The 21,301-nt window shown below is 65.4% G+C and carries 18 protein-coding genes and 1 pseudogene; 12 read left to right on the forward strand and 7 right to left on the reverse strand.

The features are described from left to right. Positions 1-506: pseudogene (locus AC3A4Z_RS14730) on the reverse strand (hypothetical protein); the annotation flags it as partial. A gap of 264 nt (positions 507-770) precedes the next feature. Further along, positions 771-2,786: a beta-galactosidase gene (locus tag AC3A4Z_RS14735; RefSeq protein WP_498712429.1), complete on the reverse strand. Its 2,016-nt coding sequence runs from the start codon at positions 2,784-2,786 to the stop codon at positions 771-773. Positions 2,787-2,963: 177 nt separating this feature from the next. Between AC3A4Z_RS14735 and AC3A4Z_RS14740 the strand changes: the two genes are divergently transcribed. From AC3A4Z_RS14740 to AC3A4Z_RS14760, 5 genes are all read left to right on the forward strand, one after another. Then, the gene (locus AC3A4Z_RS14740; RefSeq protein WP_493972462.1) at positions 2,964-4,256 is read left to right on the forward strand and encodes an extracellular solute-binding protein; all 1,293 of its coding nucleotides are present in this window, start codon (positions 2,964-2,966) and stop codon (positions 4,254-4,256) included. 48 nt (positions 4,257-4,304) lie between these two features. Further along, complete coding sequence (locus AC3A4Z_RS14745) at positions 4,305-5,258, forward strand: ABC transporter permease subunit (protein ID WP_493972461.1); 954 nt, start codon at positions 4,305-4,307, stop codon at positions 5,256-5,258. After that, a complete protein-coding gene (locus AC3A4Z_RS14750; RefSeq protein ID WP_498712432.1) occupies positions 5,255-6,172 on the forward strand; it encodes a carbohydrate ABC transporter permease in 918 nt (305 codons plus the stop codon). Before AC3A4Z_RS14745 ends, AC3A4Z_RS14750 begins: the two co-directional genes overlap by 4 nt. A 17-nt stretch (positions 6,173-6,189) precedes the next feature. Further along, positions 6,190-6,819, forward strand: coding sequence for a Poxvirus protein I5 (locus AC3A4Z_RS14755; protein ID WP_498712433.1), 630 nt, complete (start codon positions 6,190-6,192; stop codon positions 6,817-6,819). Between the two features lie 81 nt (positions 6,820-6,900). After that, positions 6,901-8,187, forward strand: coding sequence for an MFS transporter (locus AC3A4Z_RS14760; RefSeq protein ID WP_498712435.1), 1,287 nt, complete (start codon positions 6,901-6,903; stop codon positions 8,185-8,187). A 49-nt stretch (positions 8,188-8,236) separates the two neighbouring features. Here AC3A4Z_RS14760 and AC3A4Z_RS14765 read toward each other — a convergent pair whose 3' ends face one another. Further along, entirely contained in the window at positions 8,237-11,593 is a 3,357-nt protein-coding gene (locus AC3A4Z_RS14765) for a family 78 glycoside hydrolase catalytic domain (protein WP_498712437.1), read from the reverse strand. 12 nt (positions 11,594-11,605) lie between these two features. Further along, the gene (locus AC3A4Z_RS14770) at positions 11,606-12,901 is read right to left on the reverse strand and encodes a Gfo/Idh/MocA family protein (protein WP_498712439.1); all 1,296 of its coding nucleotides are present in this window, start codon (positions 12,899-12,901) and stop codon (positions 11,606-11,608) included. 239 nt (positions 12,902-13,140) lie between these two features. On the opposite strand from AC3A4Z_RS14770, the gene AC3A4Z_RS14775 reads away from it, so the two are divergent. The 6 genes from AC3A4Z_RS14775 to AC3A4Z_RS14800 all read left to right on the forward strand — a co-directional run bounded on the left by AC3A4Z_RS14775 (position 13,141) and on the right by AC3A4Z_RS14800 (position 18,825). Further along, positions 13,141-13,824: a YesL family protein gene (locus AC3A4Z_RS14775; RefSeq protein ID WP_498712441.1), complete on the forward strand. Its 684-nt coding sequence runs from the start codon at positions 13,141-13,143 to the stop codon at positions 13,822-13,824. 112 nt (positions 13,825-13,936) lie between these two features. Then, entirely contained in the window at positions 13,937-15,466 is a 1,530-nt protein-coding gene (locus AC3A4Z_RS14780) for an extracellular solute-binding protein (RefSeq protein ID WP_498712443.1), read from the forward strand. Further along, complete coding sequence (locus AC3A4Z_RS14785; protein WP_493972453.1) at positions 15,467-16,438, forward strand: ABC transporter permease subunit; 972 nt, start codon at positions 15,467-15,469, stop codon at positions 16,436-16,438. It abuts the gene before it with no gap. Between the two features lie 2 nt (positions 16,439-16,440). Beyond that, positions 16,441-17,313, forward strand: coding sequence for a carbohydrate ABC transporter permease (locus tag AC3A4Z_RS14790; protein ID WP_455835350.1), 873 nt, complete (start codon positions 16,441-16,443; stop codon positions 17,311-17,313). 21 nt (positions 17,314-17,334) lie between these two features. Continuing rightward, positions 17,335-18,084 (forward strand): rhamnogalacturonan acetylesterase, encoded by a 750-nt coding sequence (locus tag AC3A4Z_RS14795; RefSeq protein ID WP_498712445.1) that lies wholly within the window; start codon positions 17,335-17,337, stop codon positions 18,082-18,084. A gap of 27 nt (positions 18,085-18,111) precedes the next feature. Further along, the gene (locus AC3A4Z_RS14800) at positions 18,112-18,825 is read left to right on the forward strand and encodes a DUF1961 family protein (protein ID WP_498712447.1); all 714 of its coding nucleotides are present in this window, start codon (positions 18,112-18,114) and stop codon (positions 18,823-18,825) included. On the opposite strand, the gene AC3A4Z_RS14805 is transcribed toward AC3A4Z_RS14800, so the two are convergent. Both AC3A4Z_RS14805 and AC3A4Z_RS14810 read right to left on the reverse strand, forming a co-directional pair. After that, on the reverse strand, positions 18,783-18,992 hold the full coding sequence (locus AC3A4Z_RS14805; protein WP_050053867.1) for a hypothetical protein: 210 nt from the start codon (positions 18,990-18,992) through the stop codon (positions 18,783-18,785). The two genes, AC3A4Z_RS14800 and AC3A4Z_RS14805, sit on opposite strands and share 43 nt — an antisense overlap. 75 nt (positions 18,993-19,067) lie before the next feature. After that, on the reverse strand, positions 19,068-19,688 hold the full coding sequence (locus AC3A4Z_RS14810) for a nucleoside/nucleotide kinase family protein (RefSeq protein WP_498712448.1): 621 nt from the start codon (positions 19,686-19,688) through the stop codon (positions 19,068-19,070). Positions 19,689-19,841: 153 nt separating this feature from the next. Between AC3A4Z_RS14810 and AC3A4Z_RS14815 the strand changes: the two genes are divergently transcribed. Continuing rightward, entirely contained in the window at positions 19,842-20,222 is a 381-nt protein-coding gene (locus tag AC3A4Z_RS14815) for a DUF7793 family protein (protein WP_498712450.1), read from the forward strand. A gap of 14 nt (positions 20,223-20,236) precedes the next feature. Here the strand turns inward: AC3A4Z_RS14815 and AC3A4Z_RS14820 are convergent, their stop codons facing one another. Continuing rightward, on the reverse strand, positions 20,237-21,259 hold the full coding sequence (locus tag AC3A4Z_RS14820; RefSeq protein WP_498712451.1) for a LacI family DNA-binding transcriptional regulator: 1,023 nt from the start codon (positions 21,257-21,259) through the stop codon (positions 20,237-20,239). Positions 21,260-21,301: the final 42 nt, after the last annotated feature.

Here is a 21,301-nt window from a genome sequence, read left to right on the forward strand (position 1 = left end):
GCAAGTATCGACGGCGCGGCAGCAGCAGCCTGCGCCACGAGCCTGCCGAGCTCCGCCAGACCCAGCGGCTCCCCGGCCCGCAGGGAATCTGCCGGAACCGGCCCTGTCGCGGGCCCTGCGAGTGCTGAAGCAGGCCCAGTGGGTCCGGTCGGTGCGGAATCAGCCTCCGAGGCCGCGGCGACTGCGGAATCAGCCTGCTGTGACCCCGCTGGTTGGGATTCAGCCTCCGCGGGCCCGCCTGGTGCGGTATCCCCATCCGTGGGCCCTGTTACCGAGCCTGCTGAATCGGCATCAGCCTGCGTGGGCTCCGCGGGCACAGCGTGAAGGCGCCAGCCGGGACTCAGCCGAGTGCCATCGTCGTACGCGTAAGAGCCCGGGAGAGAACCGGAACTGCCCGCCAGGGGAGCGCCAAAGCCCGAAGGGCCCGGCGGTGCGGCAACCCCAGCCCGTCCCAGCACCACGACGTTGCCGCCGTACTGCTCAGGCCGTTCCCCAATGGCTTCCATTATCCCATTCTGGTGTGGGGGTCTGACAATCCTGCCGTCAAGGGCACCAGCCCGAAAGGAGTGCGAACTCGCCCCCGGCTGAGGTGCAGCATCAGCGCCTAAGGAGCCATCAGGAACCAGCGCAGGCGCGGCGGCGGAGCCGTCGAACTCTGCGAGCTGATCCCCAATGGCCTCCATAGGTCAACTCTGCCAAACGTCGCCGGCAGAACCTGACTGCCAACGCTCCTATGTGGATAACCGAAGTATGTGGATAACCGAGGCGGGTCAGTCCTCCGCAACCACCACCACGCCGCCGGCAGAAACCGTACCGTTAAACCGCTCACCGGAGACCAGGTCAACACCGGAAGCCTGAACCGACCCGGAAGACCGCGAGTGGTTGATCGCGAAAAGGAAGGTGCGGCCGTCGTCGGAACGGCGGCGCGTCAGCTCCACACCAGGATCGGCAACAGCAACGGGCGCAACACCGGACTCTTCCAGCAACCGGTCCACCACAGACTCGATGCCGTCCCGGTCCGGGAACGTGGCCAGGTACCAGGCCGCACCGGAACCCACGGCACGCCGGGTCAGCGACGGAACGCCCTCCAGCGGATACTCCGTAAAGGTCTGCACGGCTTCGGCGCCGGCAAGATGGACGTGCTCGCTCCAGATCGAGGACACCGTGCCGTCGCTCAGCTTCAGTTGCGAACCCGCCAGCAGGGGGTGGAATTCCTCCACCCGCACGCCCAGCAGTTCCCGGAACGCGCCCGGGTAGCCGCCCAGCCGCACATGGTCCTCCTCATCCGTAATCCCGCTGAAGTAGCTCACCAGCACCGTGGCGCCGGCGGAGGCGGCCGCGGCGATATTGGCCGCGGCATCATCAGTCACGGAGTACAAGGTGCACACCAGGACGAGGTCGTACCCCTCCAGCGACGCCGACGGGTGCACCATATCCACGGACACTCCGCGCAGGAACAGGGACCGGTGGAAGGCCCGCAGCAGGTCCAGGTACTTCACGTCGATGCTCGGCTTGGAATCGATTTCGCTGGCCCACCAGGCCTCGTAGTCGAAAACGATGGCAACGCGCGACTCCACGCGGGAACCGCGCACCGGCGCCAGCCGCTTCAAGGCCGAACCCAGGTCCACCACCTCGCGCCAAACCCGGGTGTCCCGCCCGCCGTGGGGCACCATGGCTGAGTGGAACTTCTCCGACCCGGCGAAGCTTTGTCGCCACTGGAAGAACATCACCGCATCGGCGCCGCGGGCCACGTGCGCCAGCGAGTTGCGCAGCATCTCGCCCGGCATCTTGGGCTGGTTGCGCGGCTGCCAGTTGACGGCCGACGTCGAATGTTCCATCAGGATCCACGGGTCACCCCCCGCGATGCCGCGGGTGAGGTCCGCGCTGAACGCGAGTTCGATCTGCCGCTCGGAGTCCGCGGCCACCAGGTAGTGGTCGTTCGCGATGACGTCCAGGTCCTTGGCCCAGTCGAAGTAGTCCATGGACTTTGTGGCGCTGGATGCCATCAGGTTGGTGGTGCACGGCACGCCGGGGGTCACTTCACGCAGGACGGCAACGAGCTCCCGGTAATAGTCCATCAGCGCCCAGGAATTGAAGCGCTGGAAGTCCAGCTGCTGGCCCGGATTCAGCGTGGACGGGGCGACGGCGGGCGGCAGGATCTCTTCGACCGAACCGTAGTTCTGGGACCAGAATGCTGTGCCCCAGGAGGCATTGAGCGCATCGATGCTTCCGTACCGGCGCTCCAGCCAGGCCCGGAAAGCGGCGGCATCCTCTTCGCCGTAGAACTCGGAGACGTGGCAGCCCAGTTCGTTGTCCACGTGCCAGAGTGCCAGGGCCGGGTGGTCCTTGTAACGTTCCGCGAGCACGCGCGTGATTCCCGTAGCGTAGCGGCGGTAAACGGCCGACGACGGCGAGTAGTGCCGCCGCGACCCCGGTCCCAGCACGGTTCCGTCAGCCGTGACCGGCAGGATCTCCGGATGCTTCCGTACCAGCCACGCCGGGGGAGCGGCGGTGGCAGTGGCGAGGGCAACCCTGACGCCGATGCCCGCGAGGTTGTCCATCACCTCGTCCAGCCAGTCAAAGTCGTACGTGTCCTCGGCTGGCTCCAGCAATGCCCAGGAGAAGATGCCGACGCTGAGGAAGCTCACGCCCGCTTCCTTCATCAGCTCCAGGTCCTCAAGCCGGACGCTGACGGGCCACTGCTCCGGGTTGTAGTCGCCGCCGTAGGCGATGCCTTCGATGTTGTTCCAGACGCTGGCCGGGCTGGAGGTTTCCTGCAAGTTCATGGGACTCCTTTGTCTGTTGGGAAGATGGAACCGGCGCGAAAATCGGATCTTTGGAAAACGCTTGCCCATTTCCGGGAATGCCGATATTGTATCGTTTCAGAAGCCGTGTAAGCCAGCTCACTACTCACGTTGTAGTTTTGGGCGACGGGATTGCACACATCGAGCAAGGAGGCTCCCATGATCAACAGAAGGCATTTCCTCACCACCGTAGCCGTCGGCACCGCATCTGCCGCGGCACTGGCGGCTTGTGGAACTGGCTCCAGCTCCTCCGGAGGGGAAACCGGCACCGCGGAGAAGCCCGTCACCATCAACTACACCTGGTGGGGCAACGATGACCGCGCCGAGCGTACCCGCAAGGCCATCGCCCTGTTCGAGTCGAAGAACCCGGACATCAAGGTCAACGGTAACTTCACTGACTTCGCCGGTTATTGGCAGAAGCGTGCCACCGAGGCAGCAGGTGGCGGCCTGCCGGACGTGATGCAGTGGGATCTCTCCTACCTGCGCGACTACGGCCAGCGCAACCAGCTCCTGGACCTCGGCACCGTGAAGATTAACACCGACGCCTTTGAAAAGTCCCTGCTGCCCTCAGGCCAGATCAAGGGTAAGACTTACGGCATCCCCACTAGCACCAACGCTTTTGCCGTTTACTACGACCCCGCGAAGCTGGCATCCCTGGGCATCGCCGAGCCGGACGGCTCCTGGACCTACAAGGAATTCAACGACTTCCTCACCGAAGTGGGCACCAAGAGCAACAGTGCGCTCTTCGGCTCCACCGACTACACCGGCGTGTGGTGGATGTTCAACATCTGGCTGCGCCAAAACAACATCGAAGCGTTCACTGAAGACGGCAAGCTCGGCTTCACCAAGGACGACATGAAGAAATGGTGGAACACCACCGCCGGCCTTCGCGGCACCCCCGCCATCGTCTCCGAAGAGCGCGTCACCCAGCTCGCCCCCAAGTCCCCGTTCGGCTCCAACGTCACCGCCACCGAGGTCACCTGGGACAACTTCATGGCCGGCTACCTCGGCGACAGCGGCGCGAAAGAACTCAAGCTCGTTCCGGTCCCGTCCGACGACCCGGACAACCTGGGCCTGTTCCTCAAGCCGTCCATGCTGATGGTGGCCAGCGCCAAGACCAAGTACAAGGACGCTGCAGCCCGCTTCATCGACTTCATGGTCAACGACCCCGAGGTAGGCCAGATCTTCAAGACCTCCCGCGGCGTCCCCGCCTCCAAGACCCAGCGGGACGGCACCACCTTCGAAGGTACCGACAAGCTCGTGGTGGACTACGAGAAGTCCATCGAGAAGTACCTCAAGGACGCTCCCGAGCCGCCCATCGTCGGCTTCGGCACCCTCGAAGCTTCGTTCAAGCGCGTCTCCTCCGACCTGAACTACGGCAAACTGACCATCGACGGCGCAGCCGACGCATGGTTCAAGGAAGCCGAAGACCTCATCAAGCAGAACGCCTGATCAGGCAGACTGTCTGACCAAGACGTCCACAACTGACGGAATGAACTCGTGACTCAAAGCCCAACACTGAGCAGGCGTTCGGCGTCGTCCGCTCCCGCGCAGCTTCGCAAGTCGAAGCAGCGCGGGGCGGACGCCCGCGCCGGCTACACCTTCCTGCTGCCTTGGCTGCTGGGATTCATCGCCCTCACTGTCGGGCCCATGATTTCCTCGCTGTACCTGTCCTTCACCAACTACAACCTCTTCGATCCGCCCAAGTGGATCGGCCTGGACAACTACACCACCCTCTTCCAGGACGAACGGTTCCTGCAGTCAGTAGGCGTGACCGTGGGCTACGTGGTTTTCGGTACCCCTCTCAAGCTCGCCGCTGCACTCGCGGTGGCCATGCTGCTGAACAGCAAACGCCGCGGCCAGGGTTTCTACCGCTCCGCCTTCTACGCCCCGTCCCTGATCGGCGCGTCCGTATCCATCGCGATTGTCTGGAAGGCCATGTTCGGCGATTCCGGTCCGGTGGACCAGGGCCTGTCCTTCTTCGGAATCAACCTCGGCGGCTGGGTGGGCAACCCGTCCATGACCATGCCGATGTTCATCCTCCTCACGGTGTGGCAGTTCGGCGCCCCGATGGTGATCTTCCTGGCCGGCCTGAAGCAGATCCCCAACGATCTCTACGAGGCCGCGTCCATGGACGGCGCCGGCCCGGTGCGGAAGTTCTTCAACATCACGTGGCCCATGCTCTCCCCGGTGATCTTCTTCAACCTGCTGATGGAAACCATCCACGCGTTCCAGATCTTCGCCTCGGCCTACATCATCTCCAACGGTGAAGGCGGCCCGGCCGGCTCCACCCTCTTCTACACCCTCTACCTGTACCTGCGGGGCTTCAGCGACTTCCGGATGGGCTACGCCTCGGCGATGGCCTGGCTCCTGGTGATCGTGGTGGGCATCATTACCCTGATCTTCTTCCGCACCTCCAAGTCCTGGGTCCACTACAGCGGTGATGCAAAATGACAACCATGGCAACCCCCACCCAGTCCGCTCCGGACGCACAGGTGCAGCATTACAACCCCAAGTCCGAATCGGCCGGGACCAAGCGCGCCAAGAGCACGCTCTTCCACATCGTGGCCCTCGCGCTCACAGCCGTGGTCCTGTACCCGGGCCTGTGGATGATCGCCTCGTCCTTCAAACCGAACTCCGAAATCGGCGGTGCGAACACGTCGCTGTGGTCCAACAACTTCAGCTTCGACAACTTCGTCACCGCGATGGAAGGCATCGGCGGCGTCTCCACCCTGCAGTTCTTCACCAACTCCCTGATCCTGGCCATTGGTGCCGTGGTGGGAACCATCCTCTCGGCGTCCGTGTCCGCGTACGCCTTCGCAAGGATCAAGTTCCCCGGCCGGAGCATCTTCTTCGGCATGATGATCGCCACCCTGCTCCTGCCGTTCCACGTGGTGATCATCCCGCAGTACATCGTGTTCCAGCAGCTTGGCCTGGTGGACACCTATGTTCCGCTGCTGATCGGCAAGTTCCTCGCCGCCGACGCGTTCTTCGTCTTCCTGATGGTCCAGTTCATGCGCAACCTGCCCGCTGAGCTGGACGAGGCAGCAAGGATCGACGGCGCCGGCCATGTCCGGATCTTCACCTCCATCATGCTGCCGCTGATGAAGCCGGCCCTGATCTCCACCTCGATCTTCTCCTTCATCTGGAGCTGGAACGACTTCCTGGGCCCGCTGCTCTACCTGAACACCCCGGAGAAGTACCCGCTGCCGCTGGCTTTGCGCCTCTTCGTGGACCAGACCCAAAGCTCGGACTACGGCGCCATGATCGCCATGTCCGTCCTGGCCCTGCTGCCGGTACTGATCTTCTTCCTCGTGTTCCAGCGCTACATCGTCGAAGGCGTCTCCACCCAGGGCCTCAAAGGTTAGCGGAAGAATCCAAGAAAATGAGCGTCATGGACAGCACCACACCCGCACCGAACCACCACGAACCCGTCCCGGTCAACCGCTTCGCACTGTTCTCCGAGACCCTCCTGGCCGGGGTGCTGGTGCTGGTGCTGTCCATTCCGCTGGTCACGATCCCCGCCGCCTATGCGGCGGGGATCGCCCATCTGGAACGGCACCTTTCCGGCCGGGACGACTCCGTCCGCAGCCTCTGGAGCACGTTCAAGGCCGCCCTGCCCGGCAGCTGGAAGCTGGGAATCACGACGGCGGCTGCCGCCGTCGTGATTGTCCTAAACCTCTTGCTCGCATGGGTGGGGCAGCTGCCCGGCCGGGAAGTGGTGTTGCCCGCCACCCTGATCCTCGCCGCCGCAGGTGCCGTCCTGCTCCTGCGCACCGCTGCCGCCTGGTCCGCCTTCGCAGGCCCCCAAAGCGACGGCAGCAGTGCCTGGCGCTCCGCCCTCGAAACCGGGCAGGCCGTGTCCGTCCGGGACTGGACGGGATCCCTCCTGCTGGTTGCCGCGCTCTTCGGGGCAGTGGTGTTCGTCTGGATGCTCGCTGCACTGTTCGTTGTGGTCCCAGGAACCCTGATCCTGGCCTCGGCAGCCGTCAAACTGCGTTCCCACCGCAACTGAAGCACCCCCAACTGAAGCACCCCCACCTGAAGCACCCCAGGTACTCCTGGTTCTGTCCGTCACTATCGAGTTGAGTCCGACGTGTCTTCCGACCGCCAGCGTTCCGAGCAGTCCCTCCGTCCCGGGCAGAACCAGCCCCCGTGGTACCAGCCCCTGACCCAGCGCAACTACCGGCTCTTCCTGGCGCTGGTGTTCACGGGCAGCGTGGGTGTCTGGATGCAGCGCCTGGCCCAGGACTGGCTGGTCCTGCAGCTGACCGGAAGTCCCGCCGCGGTGGGTGTGGCTGTTGCCCTGCAATTCCTGCCGATGCTGGTGGTGGGCCCGCTCAGCGGCCTGCTGGTGGACCTCTTTCCCAAGCGCCGCATCATGCTCGTGTGCCAGGGCGTTATCGCGCTCCTGGCCATGGGTCTGGCCGCCTGGGCCGCGAGCGGGACCATCACCGTCTGGGCCGTCTACGCCAGCTGCGTGGCGCTCGGGATAACGTCAGCCATCAACCAGCCCGCCAGCCAGGTTTTCGTTAATGAAGTGGTGGGCGACGCCGCCCTGCGCCCGGCCATCGGCCTCAATAACGCCATCGGCCAGCTCGGTGCCATGGCAGGACCGGCGCTGGCCGGCACCGTTATTGCCCAGGCGGGATCGGCAGCGGCGTTTGCCGCCAACTCCGTGCTTTGCGTGTTGGTCCTCTGCATGATCGCCGCCATCCGCCCCGCGGAGCTGCATCCCGGCACCCCGGCGGAACGGGGGAGGGGCCAGCTCCTGGCCGGGTTCCGGTACGTCAAGGAACGCCCCTCGCTGCTGCTGATCATCGCGCTCGCAGGGCTGCTGGGGATGTTCGGAATGAACGGGCCCGTGGTGCTGGCCGCCTTTGCCGAACGCGTCTGGCACAACGGGGTTGAAGGGTTCGGCCTGTTCAACACTGTCAGTGCAGTTGGTGCGCTGGCCGGCGCGCTTTTGGCCGCCCGCCTGCGGAGCCTGGGCCGGAAGGGGATCGTCCTGGCGGCCGGCCTCTTCGGGCTCGCCCAGCTGGTTGCTGCCCTGATGCCAAACCTCATTCTCTTCACCGTGATGCTGGTGGTGGTGGGCCTGATGACCCTGCTGTTCCTGACCAGCGCGGCCACTGCCGTCCAGCTTGAGGCAGGACCGGAAATCCGCGGCAGGGTGATGGCGCTGTACCTGCCGCTGCTGCTGGGCGGACATGCCATGGGAGGGCTGCTGGCCGGCTGGTTGACGGAGCAGTTCGGGGTGCGGCTGGGGCTTGTGGCCACCGGCGCTTTGGGCATGCTGTCCGCCGCAGTGATCGGTCTGCTGCTGTGGCGGAACGCCCGGAACAAAGGGACTGGAAGCACCCTGGTCCACCCAACTCATTAGCAGCAAGTCTCGCTATGAGGTTGCTACCTGGTTGAGATTAGGCGGGGAATCAGCCGCCGGGCGTGAAGGTCCAGGTGCCCGTGTGGATGCGGAAGTCCACCTTGGTCCCGCTGCCGGCGGGGCCGCCGTCGCGATCCACTCCGACGGGAGCGGCACTTTCCGGAGCGGAACGTTCGACGGCGGGCCCCGCCGTCGGGCCCTGGATCGCGTAGGTGCCGGCCGGCAGCCTGACCACCGCGGTGACGCCGGCGGGCACGGTGCACTCAAGCTTCAGATGTTCGCCGCTCCGGTTCCAGCTGACCTCCACACTGCCGCTGCCCACGGGCACGGCGCCGCGCGCATGTTCCAGCCGGCACAGCGGCGGCTCAATCACGAGTTCGGATCCGCCGGCGGAGGCGTACCGCACGCCCAGCAGGTGTTCCAGGATCTCCTTGACCACGGATGCGGACCAGGCGTGGGACTGGCTGTAGTCGGTCCCGTCCGCCAGGTCCCAGGCTTCCCACGTGAAGGTGGCGCCCCGCTCCAGGAGCTGCGCCCACCCGGGCTGGTCCTTGCTGGTGAGGAGGTCCAGGACAGCGTCGGTGAGGCCTTGGGAGAGCAGCGCGCGGACCAGGCGGTGCACCGTCATGGGCCCCTGCCGCATGCCCATGGAGGCAATCCGCCGGCCGTCGGACTCGGCATGCTCCGGCTCCATAATGCCCAGGGAAAGCGGGAACGAGGTGGCGTGCTGGGAGGCATGCGTGCTGGGGGTCCCGTCTGCGTGCAACCCGTCCACCATCACCCCGTCCACACGGAGGCGGGCGCGGATGGCTGCGGCCAGTTCGCGGGCATGCCGTGCATAGTCGACGGCGGCATCCTCGCGCCCGGCAGCGGCGCAGAGGCGCGCCGTGGACACCAGTGCCGAATACGCCTGAGCGTTGACGGTGGTTTTGGCCGCGCACTCCATGTCGTAACCGAAGCGGCCGGGGGCCGGCCAGTCAACGATGCCATGGTGGTAGGGGCCGGAGCCGCCGCCCAGTGTGGTGACCAGTCCCGCCATCGGACCGTCAGCCGGGATGTGCCGCAAGGCGTAGTCCGCGGTATCGCAGAGGTGCGGCAGCAGTTCGGTGACCAGCGCCAGGTCTCCGGTGCGCTGGTAGTACTCCTCGGCCCACTCCGGAATCATGAGGGAGAAATCGGGGATGTCGCGCTTGCCGTCGCCGTTGGGATAGACCGCGTTATAGCGGCCTTTCTCGTCACCGCTGGTCCAGTAGCGGGCCGCCGACCAGCCGAATTCCCGCAGCGCCTGTGCCGTGTACGCATGCTCGCCGAAGAGGGACATGGTGGCATAGGAGATGTTGACGGCGTCCGCCAGGAACTGGCCTTTCTCCCGGGTGGGCGTGTCCACGAACTGCTCCTGCACACCGTAGAGCGCCGAGTCCCGCAGCAGCCGGAACACGGCATTGAGGGTGTCATCGGAGCTGCTGAAGCTTCCCTCGGCCGGATGCTTGCCATGCACCACCATGGCCCCTACCCGGGACAGATCTCCGGCGTCAACGCCCGGCAGTTCGAGGTACCGGAAGCCCAGGTGCACCGAGGCCCGGTACTGCTGCGGCCCCACCGTCTGCGTGTAAGGGAAGGACATGTCCGTGTTCTGGCTGGCCGTCTTGCCGGTGTCCACCCTGCCGTCCGCACGCAGGACGTATCCGGCCCGGATCATCACGGTACGGCCGGGTACGCCGTCCAGGAAGTCCACCTCGGGCCGGCCGGGAATGACCTGGCCGAAGTCCGCCACCAGTGTTCCGTCGTCGGCCGACAGGAATGCCTGCGGGGCCATAAACTCTTCCGCAAGCAGGGTCCGGCGCGGGTGCAACGCCGGGAACTCGGGGCAGGGGTGGGTGCCGTAGCCCAGTGCCGGGGGCAGTGGTTCGACGGCGGGCAGGGCCGCCGCGGCCAGTCCGTCCAGGTGCTCCACGGGGTCGCCCTCGTCGTTGCGGTAGCCCGACTGCCGGTAGGGTGCCTCGGCCGCCTTCCAGTGCGGGCCGGACGCGAAAACCTCCCGCCGCCCGTCCGAATAGTCAACGCTGAGGCGGACCAGCAGGCCGGGAAGCCCGGCGGCCCGGCCCTGGCCCGGGCCGTACCAGTGGAGCAGCGCCGTGAGGGGCACCTTGGTGTCTGCCTGGGGCGCCGTACCTGGCGTACCTGGCTTGGCTGGCCGCAGCGGGGCGAGCCCGGCGAGCAGCCCGGTGACGTCGGCGGCGTCGTAATACCCTTCTCCGGGGTAGCCGAAGGACGTGGTGCTGAGGCAGGGAACCCCGCCCAGGGAAAACTGGGCGTGATGGTGCGCCGCCACAAAGAGGCGGGCCCTCGCCACCGATCCGGTGAGCGTGATGGTGGTGTTGAACAGGGTCCACTCATCCGGTTGGCGATGCGCAGTGGCGCCGGTCCAGTGTGCACGGTAGGCATGGGCGAGCTCCGTACCGGTATCGAACTGATGGTCCAGCACGGGCTCTCCGGGATGTCCGCCGGAGGTGTCGGTGATCCTGAGGGACGCGTACTCGGCCTGGCTCCGGGGCGCCTGGTGGAGGGCGACCCGCCCCTGCATCCCCGGCGCCGACGGCTCGTTGACAACCAGGAGCCGGTGGCCGTCCACGGTTACGGTGAGTTGCTCCCCGTAGTCGGTGACAGTTACGTCGTGCCAGTCCGTGAGCGGCGGACTGGTGCGGGCAGGTGCCTGAGCGGTGGCAAGGATATCGGTGGCGGGAACAGACGGGGCCGGAAGCTCCCACTCGGCAGCCCGGCGCAGCACTACGTCTCCGGCCGCGCTGAGCTCCAGCAGCAAACCCGTTCCCGGGCCGGTGGTCCGGAGCAGGAGCCCGGCCATGCCCATCACCGGCCGGAAGCGGGCGTCCAGCCGGAAGTGTTGGAGGGGGAGGCAGGGGACGGGGATGAACGGTGTGCCGGCCACACGCAGTGCCCCGTCCAGAACCTCAAGGGGCGGGCGGCCGCCTGGAGCACGGTGGATCCAGTCCGCATCCCAGGCGCCGTCGGTGAGGCCGGTGCTGAACTGCTGGGGCTCCGACCAGGCGCCCGGCATACCCGCCGCGTCCCACACGCGGACCTGCCAGGCGTAGTCCGTATCGTCGTCGAGCGCCGGCCCCCCAAACTCAGCTGACAAGCGGGCCGAGGCAACCCGCCCCGAGCCCCACAACACCTCACCAGCGCAGTCCTCGACCACAAGCTCGTAGCCGGTCTGCCGGGCCCGCGACGGATCTGCGCCCTCGGACTGCCCGAGCTGCCAGCTGAAGGTTGGGCTGGGCCGCGCCGTCAGGCAAGGGGACAGCCCGTCGGTGGTGAAACCCGTGGCGTGGAGCTGGCCGGATACGGTCACGACGGGCAGCTGCTCAGCCACCGGCGGGCGGTTCATCCGGGACGCCGTTCAGGAAACCGGCAGAGTGAAGGCGTGCGGAGCCGAGGTGGCCCAGGGGAGCCCCAGTTCGCTAAATGTGGCGTGCCGGCCGGCTGCGCGTTCCAAGGCATCCTCGATGTCCGCCACCACTGCATGCGCTGCCTCTTCGTCGCCCTCCCACCGGACGTACTTCCCGTCAATCGGTGCCGGCAGCGGGGCGGTGCGGATGGCCTCCAGGACGAGCATAAAGGCGCCGCTGTCCAGGAGCGGGCTGAGGAGCGCGGCGCCGCTGCGGCGGTGGGCGAGCAGGTTCTCGGTGAGGTCGTCCCGGCCAAAGACCTGCTCGGTTCGGCCGGATGCCGTTTCAACGGTCAGCCGGTCCTCGGTGTAGTGGAAGACGGCGGTGCCCGCGGAACCTTGGAGCGTCACGTACGGTTCCACGGATTCGGCGGCGCACAGCGTCAGGGCACACGTAATGGGCAAGCCCGAGCTGGTGCGGATCCGGATCACCGAGGTGTCATCGGACTCGATCTGGTTGGCGCGGTACAGCTCGGTTTCCAGGGACGCGATGTCCGCTGTGGTCCGGGCCCCGGCAATCCTCAGCGCCGTTGCCACCGCGTGGGCCAGGGGATTGGTGGCCACGCCGTCCACCACATCCACCCCGTCGATGACACGCTTGCCGGCCCAGCGGGACCGCTTGTAGTACGCCCGGTCCCGCACCCAGCGGCCGGTTGCCGAGATGCCCTGCAGCGTTCCGATGGTGCCGTCGGCGAGAAGCTTTTCGATGGCCGTCAGCGCGTGCGAGCCGAGGCTCTGGAAACCGATCTGAACGCTCCGGCCGGAGACGGCGGCAGCGTCGCAAAGCCGGTTGAAGTCCGCCAGCGAGGCGACAGGCGGCTTTTCCAGGTAGAGGTCCGCGGCGGTGGCCAGGGCTGCCAGGCCCAGCGGTGCGTGGGTTTGGATGGGGGTGGCAACAATGATGAGATCCAGGCCGCTGGTCTCCGCGAGCAGTTCCCCCAGGCCCCGGAAGACGTGCGTTGTTTCGGGGACTGCGCCCGGTGCAGGGGGATTGGGATCGGCCACGGCAACAAGATCGACGACGCCGGCTGCCCGGAGGCGTTCCAGGTTCCGCAGGTGGTGGGTGCCGAAGCCGTGGACACCTACCAGGGCCACCCTGGCCGCGGACCCTCCGGCCTGCCCGGGCGACAGCTGGCCGGCAGGTGTTGCCTCGGGGCCGTTTGCTGTGGCTTCGGTTCCGCCGGGTCCGTTGGCAGGGGTACCCCTGTTCGTTTGAGTCCCGGCGTCTGTGGCGGCTGGCGTTCCCATGGTGCTCCGTTCGCCCCGGAGGGCACAGTTTTTTCAACGCTCAACCACGAGGGGCAAGCGCTTTCCAAACTCCAGTGTGAAGCACGCCCACCGCTTCCGTCCAGTAATGTAACGATTCAAATTTTGGCTTGACCTGCCCTGTAAAGCGGTCTAGATTTTCGAGAAACCGATTACCTACGTGACGTGGACCACCATAGTCCCCGTTTCTGCAACGATGGAGAACCGAAGGGAGCCGTGCCATGCCTGCGTCTTCGTGGAACAGCCGCGCGTACTCGTTCTTTGACACGCTCCTCTGGATCGCCTGCCTGAACCTGCTGTGGCTCACCTTCACCGTGCTGGGGCTCGGCGTCCTCGGGGCGGGCCCGGCCACCGCTGCCGCCCAGATCCTGGTACGGAAGAGGGCCACCGGCGAAGCGGCCCGGCTCCTGCCTGGTTTCGCCCGGGAATTTATCCGGAACTTTGTCCGCGGCAACGCGCTTGCCCTGCCGGTAATGGGCGTGGCAGCGGCCCTCACCATGAACTGGAACCGCTTCTCGCAGGGCGGCGATCTTCCGTCCCAGCTGGGCGCAGCGGCCACGTTCGTTGGTGCTATCTTCCTGGCGGGCTCTGTCTGCTACCTGTTTCCCATGTATGCGCGGTACGAGCTGCCCCTGGCGCAGTACTTCCTGATGTCATCGCGGTTCGCCGTGCGGCACCTGGCAGGGACAGTCATCCTGCTTTTTGTATCCGCCGCCGTGGTCTACGCCAGTGGTGCAGTCCCCGGCCTGATCCCGTTTTTCAGCGTGGGGGCCTGGCTGTTCCTGACCGGATGGCTGTGTGACCGCTACTTCACGGCCAACGATGAGTCCATGGCCGCTCTTGCCGAACAACAGCAGGCTCCTGCTGCCGGCCCGGCGCATCGCCAGGCACTCCCGGCCGGATAATCCGGCGCTGAGGGCGCCCGCTCGACCAAAACCAAGACCGACTTCCTGTTGCCTGGCTGAATGCTGCCCGGTTACGGCAAAACCAACCCCGAAGAAGTGGAAAAGGAACATAATGATCCGCAGAAAAATTTCCCTGGCCGCCGCCGTCGTCACCGCCACGGCACTCACCCTGACGGCCTGCGGCGGGGGTGAAACGCAGTCCGCCGACATTTCCACGGTGAAGGTGATGGCCCCCTTCCTCGAGGCCCAGCCGCCGTCGGCAGACGGTGCCGTGCAGAAGAAGCTCGAGGAGCTGACAGGCAAGGACGTCAACATCACCTGGGCTCCCAACGCCTCCTACGAGGACAAGACCAACATCACCCTCGCTTCCTCTGAGATTCCGCACGTGATGGTCATCCAGGGTAAGACCCCGGGATTCGTCAAGAACGCTGAAGCCGGCGCTTTCTGGGATCTGACGGACAAGCTGGATGACTACCCGAACCTGAAGACCACGTTCCCGGATATCCAGCAGAACGCGAGCATCAACGGCAAGGTGTACGGCGTGTTCCGCGGACGTGCCCCCATGCGTGCCGCCGTCATGTTCCGCCAGGACTGGCTGGACAAGCTGGGGCTCCAGCCGCCCAAGACCACCGAGGACCTGTACAAGGTGGCCAAGGCCTTCACCGAGCAGGACCCTGACGGCAACGGCCAGGACGACACCTGGGGCATCACCATCCCGAAGTGGGGCGCATTGGGCACCAACAGCCCATATGACCTGATCGAGGAGTGGTACGGCACAGGCAACCGCTGGACGGAGAAGGACGGGAAACTGGTCCCGAGCTTCGAAACCGAGGAATTCCTCGAAGCCAACCGGTTCGTGAAGAAGATGGTGGACGAGAAGCTCATCAACCCGGACTTCGCCACCTTCGACGGCACCAAGTGGAATGAGCCGTTCTTCAACGGCAAGGGCGGCATCATTGTGGACGTCGACTCGCGCGTCAGCGTCCTCATCAACCTGTTCAAGCAGGCGGACCCCAACAACTTCCAGAACAAGGTGGGCTTCGTGGGCAACCTCGAGGGCCCCGACGGCGAACTCCACGCCCACCCCACCGACGGCTACTCAGGCTTCCTGGCCATCCCCAAGTCCAGTGTCCGCACCGAAGCCGAACTGAAGACCGTGCTGGAATTCCTGAACACCATGAACGGCAAGGACGTTGCCGTGCTGCTCAACAACGGCATCGAAGGCGTGAACTTCACCGTGGAGGACGGCAAGGCCGCCACCATCAAGCCCGAGACCGAGGAAGGCAAAGCGGTCACCACGGACATCAAGAGCTACGCGCAGCTGGGCATGAACGTCGCCGGCAACACCTTCTACCCGGTCAAGCAGCCCAGCGAGTATGAACAGCAGGTCTTCGACAAGCGCACCGAAGTGATGGCGGATGATCTCAAGAGCGCGGTCTACAACCCCGCCGCCCCGTACGTATCCGCCACCTACGTGGCCAAGGGCGCCCAGCTGGACAACATCGTGGCTGATGCCCGGATCAAATACCTTGCCGGCCAGATCGATGAGCAGGGCCTGAAGGACGCCATCAAGCTGTGGAACACCAGCGGCGGCGACAAGGTCAAGGAAGAGATCAACAAGCTCTGGCAGGACACCAAGTAAATGGCAGCCCCTGTCATTGACACCCAGGCCGGGGAGCGGACGCAGTCGATGCCCGCTCCCCGGAAGCGGGGCAGCTTCTCCGTCCACTTCGCGCACTACAAATGGCTGTACCTGCTGCTGCTTCCCGGCGTGCTGTACTTCGCCGTGTTCCGGTACGGGCCCATGTACGGGGTCAGCATCGCGTTCAAGGACTACGTTCCGTTCCTGGGTGTCAACGGCAGCCCGTGGGTAGGGTTCCAGCACTTCCAGGACTTCTTCGCCAACCCGGACTTCCCGCGGCTGCTGGGCAACACCCTGATCCTGGCGTTCCTGAACCTGGGAATCGCGTTTCCGCTGACCATCGTCCTGGCGCTGCTGCTGAACGAGGTGCGCCTGAGCATCCTCAAGCGCACCGTCCAGACCCTCGTGTACATCCCGCACTTCTTGTCCTGGACCATCGTGGCGTCCCTGAGCTTCCTGCTGTTCGCCCTGGACTTCGGCCCGCTGTTCCTGTTCCTGAACAGTGTTCTGGGCACCAACATCGATTTCCTGTCCGACCCCGCCTGGTTCCGGCCGCTGATTGTGCTGCAGGAAATCTGGAAGAACACCGGCTGGGGCACCATCATCTTCCTCGCCGCCCTGGCCACCGTGGACCAGGACCAGTACGAGGCCGCGATCATCGACGGTGCCGGCAGGTTCCGCCGGGTCTGGCACATCACCCTGCCGGGCATCCGCTCCACCATCATCGTGATGCTGATCCTGGCCATCGGGCAGATGCTGAACACCGGCTTCGAACAGATCTACCTGATGACCAACGCCCTGAACCGCAGTGTGGCTGACGTGTTCGATACCTACGTGTACTTCGTGGGCATCACGCAGGGCGCCTACAGCTACTCCACCGCCGTCGGGCTCTTCAAATCCCTGGTGGGCATCGTGCTGATCTTCGGCACCAACGCCCTGGCCAAACGCTTCAACCAGAGCGGACTGTTCTAGCCATGAAAATCCACAACACCACCGGCGGGCGGATCTTCGATGCCGTCAACTACGTCTTCCTGTCCCTGATCGGCATCATCACCCTGCTGCCGTTCATCTACGTGATCGCCGGGTCCTTCGCCAACGAAGCGGAAATCACCCGGCGCGCGTTCTTCGTCTGGCCCGAGCAGTTCACCCTGGGCTCGTACGAATACATCTTCTCCACGCCTGCGTTCATCCGGGCGCTGGTGACCACCATCCTGGTCACCGCCGTCGGCACCCTGGTCCAGCTTGCGTTCACCGTGACCATGGCCTACCCGCTGGCCAAGAAAACCCTGCGCGGCCGCAAGGTGATCCTGTCCCTGGTGGTGTTCGCCATGGTGTTCTCCGGCGGCATGATCCCCACCTTCCTGCTGGTCAAGGACCTGGGGCTGCTGAACTCCTACTGGGCGCTGATCCTGCCCGCGGCGATCAACCCGTTCAGCCTGATCATCATCAAGAACTTCTTCCAGGAACTCCCCGCCGAGCTGGAGGAGTCAGCCAAGATGGACGGCGCCACCGAGATCGGGATCCTCTGGCGGATCCTGCTGCCCCTGTCCAAACCCGTGCTGGCCACTTTTGCCCTGTTCTATGCCGTGGGGATCTGGAACGACTTCATGTCGCCGCTGCTCTACCTCAGCGACAACTCCAAGTGGACGCTGCAGATGTACCTGCGCCAGGTCACCGCCGCATCAGACCTCCTGGGCACCGGCAACGTGGACCCCACCTACATCCCGCCCGAACAAGGCATCAAGTTCGCCGTCATCGTGGTGGCCACCCTGCCCATCCTCATCTTCTACCCGTTCCTGCAGAAGCACTTCGCCAAGGGCATGCTCATCGGCTCCGTCAAGGGCTGACCCGCCAACAGAAAGCACAGCATGAAAATCCTGCTCGCCGGAGACTCCACCGTCGCCAACTGCCCCACGTACGAGTACCCCATGAGCGGCTGGGGAGCCCAGCTCGCCCCGCGCACCTACACCTGGGCCGCCGTGCACAACTTCGCCAAGGGCGGGGCCAGCACGGAGTCGTTCCGGGATGAGGGCCTGTGGGACAGGCTGCTGGCCGAGGCGGGCGACGGCGACCTGGTCCTCATCCAGTTCGGCCACAACGACCAGAAGAAGCCCCACCTCGCGGCACGGATCGGCTACGCCGCCAACCTGCGCACCATGGTGGCCGAGGTCCGGGCACTGGGCGGGCTGCCTGTCCTGTGCACCTCCGTGGAGCGGCGGCACTTCCTGGCCGGGCCGTCGTCGGACGCTGCCCTGGAAGCGAGCCTGGAGGATTATCCGGAAGTGGTCCGTGAGATCGGCCTGGAGTTGGGTGTGCCGGTGATCGACTTGAACGCCTGGACCCGCGGGCTCTACCTGCGGCTTGGGCTGGACGGCTCGAAGGCCCTCTTCTGCCATTTCGAACCCGGGACGCACGCCCACTGGCCGGGCGGCCTGACTGACAACACCCACTTCTCGCAGCATGGCGCCGCCCTGGTGGCCGAACATGTTGCCCGGCAGCTTCAGCGGTTGGGCCTGGATATAGCCCAACGCGGGGTCACATCCGGCCCAGTAGAGGCCGCAAATGGGGCCAAAAGTGACCCCGCGTTGGTGTTAGGTACGACGGCGGGCCGCGGCTAAGTGGGGGCCGCGGACGTGGGAACGAAGGTGCTTTACCGCAACGCCCTGAGCGGTCCGGATGACGTGGCGGACTGGGTGGCCGAAGGACCGCTGAAAGTGGGCAGCCGCCGGGAGTCGCTCGAGCTCTCCGGCGCGCTGGACGACGAGGAACTCGGGGACCACGCGCACTGGACTTTCTGGTGCCCGGTGGAGTTCCCGGACAGGATCCGGATCAGCTGGGAGTTCCTGCCGCTGGAGGAACCCGGGTTGGCCATGCTGTTCTTTGCAGCCAACGGACACGGCGGACAGGACCTGTTTTCCCCGGCGCTCGCACCCCGGACCGGCTACTACCCGCAGTACCACTCCGGAGATATTGATGCCTTCCACGTGTCCTACTTCCGGCACAAATACGAGTCCGAGCGTGCCTTCCGGACCTGCAACCTGCGCAAGAGCGCCGGCTTTGAGCTGGTGGCACAGGGCGCGGACCCGCTGCCGCCCGCTGGGGACGCGGTGGACTTTTACCGGCTGGAAGTGGTGAAGGACGGACCGAGGGTGGCGTTTTCCATCAATGGACTGCCGCTCTTCGACTGGCAGGACCGCTCGGGCACGGTGCACGGCGGAGGCTACGTGGGATTCCGGCAGATGGCTCCGCTGCGTGCGGCCTACCGGAACCTCGTGGTTGAAGGAATTCAGCCCCTCTGGACGGGTCGCGGGCTGGATCAGGCAATCGCCTCCAGGGACAATTCCTCCACAGCTTCCTGAAGCGCTCCCATGTCGAACCACGCCGCGGGCAGCACGTCGTGGATAAACGCATCAAAATCAAAGGGATGGCAGTGCCCGCCGTGGTTCCAGTAAAGAACCCAGAGATCGATCAGGCCAAGATCCTTCCGCTGCAGCAGAACTCTTGCTGTGTGCCGCAGGTCGTCCATAACCAATCCTTGCTTCTGCTCCCCGCAGCCCACAAGAGCAGTGCACGGTTTGCCCCAAGAGAATTTGCCCGGGGGTCACCGGCCGGGGGCCAGGGGCGCATCGGGTGCCGTCAGACCGGCGATGATCCGGCCAAGCTGGCGTGCACTGTCCTCCGTACTGCCGCCGGCGTCCACCACGGTAAAGTCCGGATACCAAGGCAGCGCGGCGTACCCCTTGCGGAACTTCTCGAGGTCCTCGAGGGTCTCCTGGTCCTCGCCCCGCACCATGATCCGTTCGTGCGCCAGCTCCGCCGGAACATCGAAGTAGACCACGGCCTGCGCCTGCGGCAGCAGACGCAACAGCACTGACAGCAACCGCCCCCGGCGGATCCCGCGGGCTTTCCGCAGCGCCAGCTGGCAGTACAGGTGCCGGTCCATAACCACTACGCCGTCAAAACGCGCCGCCCGCAGATGGTTGCGCAGGAGATTGAACACCCGGACCGCGGTCTCCAGGACATCCGCAAGCTGGACCGGCAAAGCGACATTTAAGCGCTGCGCCAGGGCCGAGATGGTTTTCCGCCCCGAGAAGTTGCCCAGGACCAGCACGGGTATGTCCGGCAGCAGCGCTTCCACTTCCCTGGCTGCGGTGGACTTGCCGGCACCGTCGATGCCCAGCAGGACAATGAGTGCCGGAACCGGTCTGCCACGATGTGTCATGTTCCCTTCATACCGTGCGGTCCTGTGCCTGCGGTCCAGGATGCCTGGGAGCGAGCTGGAAGAGCGCTTGGAACGCGGCCTGCGTCCAAGTTGGCCCCGGGATGGCAGAGTAGGGGCAGAATGGGAGAGTCTGCACAGTGAGGGGAGCAGGGCATGGAGCCTGTAGCGGTTGATGGCGGCAAGGGCACGCTGGAGTTGCGTTCCGACGGCGTGATCCACCTTATCTGGGAACCTAAAGTCCGGATTGAGCAACACGATGCGCAGGCGGCCATGGCCGCTGTCAACGAAATAGCGGGGGATAAAACGTACCCCATGCTGGTGGACATGGCCACTACCGAGTCAGTCACCAGGGCGGCCCGTTCCGTGTTTTCCATCCCCTGCGCCGCAAACCGGATCGCCCTTTTGGGTGCCAGTCCCGTGGACCGGATCCTGGCGAACTTCTTCCTCGGAGTGCACATACCGCCCTGTCCCACCCGGTTCTTCACGTCCAGGACCGAGTCGATGAAGTGGCTGCAGCAGCAGGAGAACGAGTAACCGCCGGGCCCGTATCAGCCCGCCGACGGCGTGCCGGTGCTTTGCCGGACCACCAGTTCCGGAGTGAAGACCACTGCCCGGTGCCGTGGATGCTGGGCCTCAACCTCTTCGGCCAGGAGCTCGATGGCTGTCCGGCCCAGGGCTTCGGTGGGCTGCCGGATGGAGGACAACGGCACCACCGCGGAGACGGCGAAGTCGATGTCGTCATAGCCGATCAAGGCAATATCCTCCGGAATCCTGAAGGTGTGCGTCATGGTCAGTGACTGCATGATCCCCAGTGCCAAAAGGTCGTTCGCGCAGAAGATCCCGTCCGGAAGGTCTTCACGGTTGCGTTCCACCAGTGTGTTGCCGACGCTGCGGCCGGCCAGGACCGTCATGCCCTCGGACGCCAGCACTTCCAGGGTGGCGTCCGGCTCTTCCTGAACCGCCCGCCGGGCGCCCTGCAGGCGGTCCGCCACCTGCCGGATGGAGGTGGAACCACCCACAAAGGCGAGCCGACGACGGCCGGTGTCGAGCAGGTGCCGGGCAGCAAGGTACCCGCCGGCGTCGTCATCAACTGCCACTGAACTGAACTTTTCGTCGTCAGCCAGCCGGTCCACCAGGACGGTGGGCACGCCGCGCTCGCGGAGGAGGTCCAGGCGCTCGGTCACGTCGCCTACCGGAGAGATGAGCAGGCCCTGGACGCGCTGCTCCTGGAACAGGTCGATGTAGTTGGCCTCGCGGCCGGCGTCGTGGCCGCTGTCGCCCAGCAGCACGGCGCTGCCCTGGAGGGCTGCCGCATCCTCGGCGGCCCGCACCACGGAGGTGAAGAAGGGGTTGCCAACGTCCAGGACGATCAGCCCGATGGTGCGGCTGTGGCCTGCGCGCAGCTGGCGGGCAGCGTCGTTGCGGACAAAGCCGAGCTCGTCGATGGCGCGGAGTACCCGTTCCTTGGTCCGCTGCGAGACCCTGTCCGGGTAGTTCAGCACATTGGAAACAGTGCCTACCGCCACGCTGGCATGGTTGGCGACGTCCTTGATGCTGGCTGTGCGGTTCATGATTCTCCGTGCTGATGGACCCCGTGCCTGCGCATCGCCGGT

Source organism: Arthrobacter sp. Soil_C_49, assembly GCF_057656635.1.

What these genes read in the sequence shown, in the direction of transcription:
- AC3A4Z_RS14735 (WP_498712429.1), bottom strand. Translation starts at nt 2,786, where the DNA reads ATGAACTTGCAGGAAACCTCCAGCCCGGCCAGCGTCTGGAACAACATC.
- AC3A4Z_RS14740 (WP_493972462.1), top strand. Translation starts at nt 2,964, where the DNA reads ATGATCAACAGAAGGCATTTCCTCACCACCGTAGCCGTCGGCACCGCA.
- AC3A4Z_RS14750 (WP_498712432.1), top strand. Translation starts at nt 5,255, where the DNA reads ATGACAACCATGGCAACCCCCACCCAGTCCGCTCCGGACGCACAGGTG.
- AC3A4Z_RS14755 (WP_498712433.1), top strand. Translation starts at nt 6,190, where the DNA reads ATGAGCGTCATGGACAGCACCACACCCGCACCGAACCACCACGAACCC.
- AC3A4Z_RS14765 (WP_498712437.1), bottom strand. Translation starts at nt 11,593, where the DNA reads ATGAACCGCCCGCCGGTGGCTGAGCAGCTGCCCGTCGTGACCGTATCC.
- AC3A4Z_RS14770 (WP_498712439.1), bottom strand. Translation starts at nt 12,901, where the DNA reads ATGGGAACGCCAGCCGCCACAGACGCCGGGACTCAAACGAACAGGGGT.
- AC3A4Z_RS14775 (WP_498712441.1), top strand. Translation starts at nt 13,141, where the DNA reads ATGCCTGCGTCTTCGTGGAACAGCCGCGCGTACTCGTTCTTTGACACG.
- AC3A4Z_RS14780 (WP_498712443.1), top strand. Translation starts at nt 13,937, where the DNA reads ATGATCCGCAGAAAAATTTCCCTGGCCGCCGCCGTCGTCACCGCCACG.
- AC3A4Z_RS14785 (WP_493972453.1), top strand. Translation starts at nt 15,467, where the DNA reads ATGGCAGCCCCTGTCATTGACACCCAGGCCGGGGAGCGGACGCAGTCG.
- AC3A4Z_RS14790 (WP_455835350.1), top strand. Translation starts at nt 16,441, where the DNA reads ATGAAAATCCACAACACCACCGGCGGGCGGATCTTCGATGCCGTCAAC.
- AC3A4Z_RS14795 (WP_498712445.1), top strand. Translation starts at nt 17,335, where the DNA reads ATGAAAATCCTGCTCGCCGGAGACTCCACCGTCGCCAACTGCCCCACG.
- AC3A4Z_RS14805 (WP_050053867.1), bottom strand. Translation starts at nt 18,992, where the DNA reads ATGGACGACCTGCGGCACACAGCAAGAGTTCTGCTGCAGCGGAAGGAT.
- AC3A4Z_RS14810 (WP_498712448.1), bottom strand. Translation starts at nt 19,688, where the DNA reads ATGACACATCGTGGCAGACCGGTTCCGGCACTCATTGTCCTGCTGGGC.
- AC3A4Z_RS14815 (WP_498712450.1), top strand. Translation starts at nt 19,842, where the DNA reads ATGGAGCCTGTAGCGGTTGATGGCGGCAAGGGCACGCTGGAGTTGCGT.
- AC3A4Z_RS14820 (WP_498712451.1), bottom strand. Translation starts at nt 21,259, where the DNA reads ATGAACCGCACAGCCAGCATCAAGGACGTCGCCAACCATGCCAGCGTG.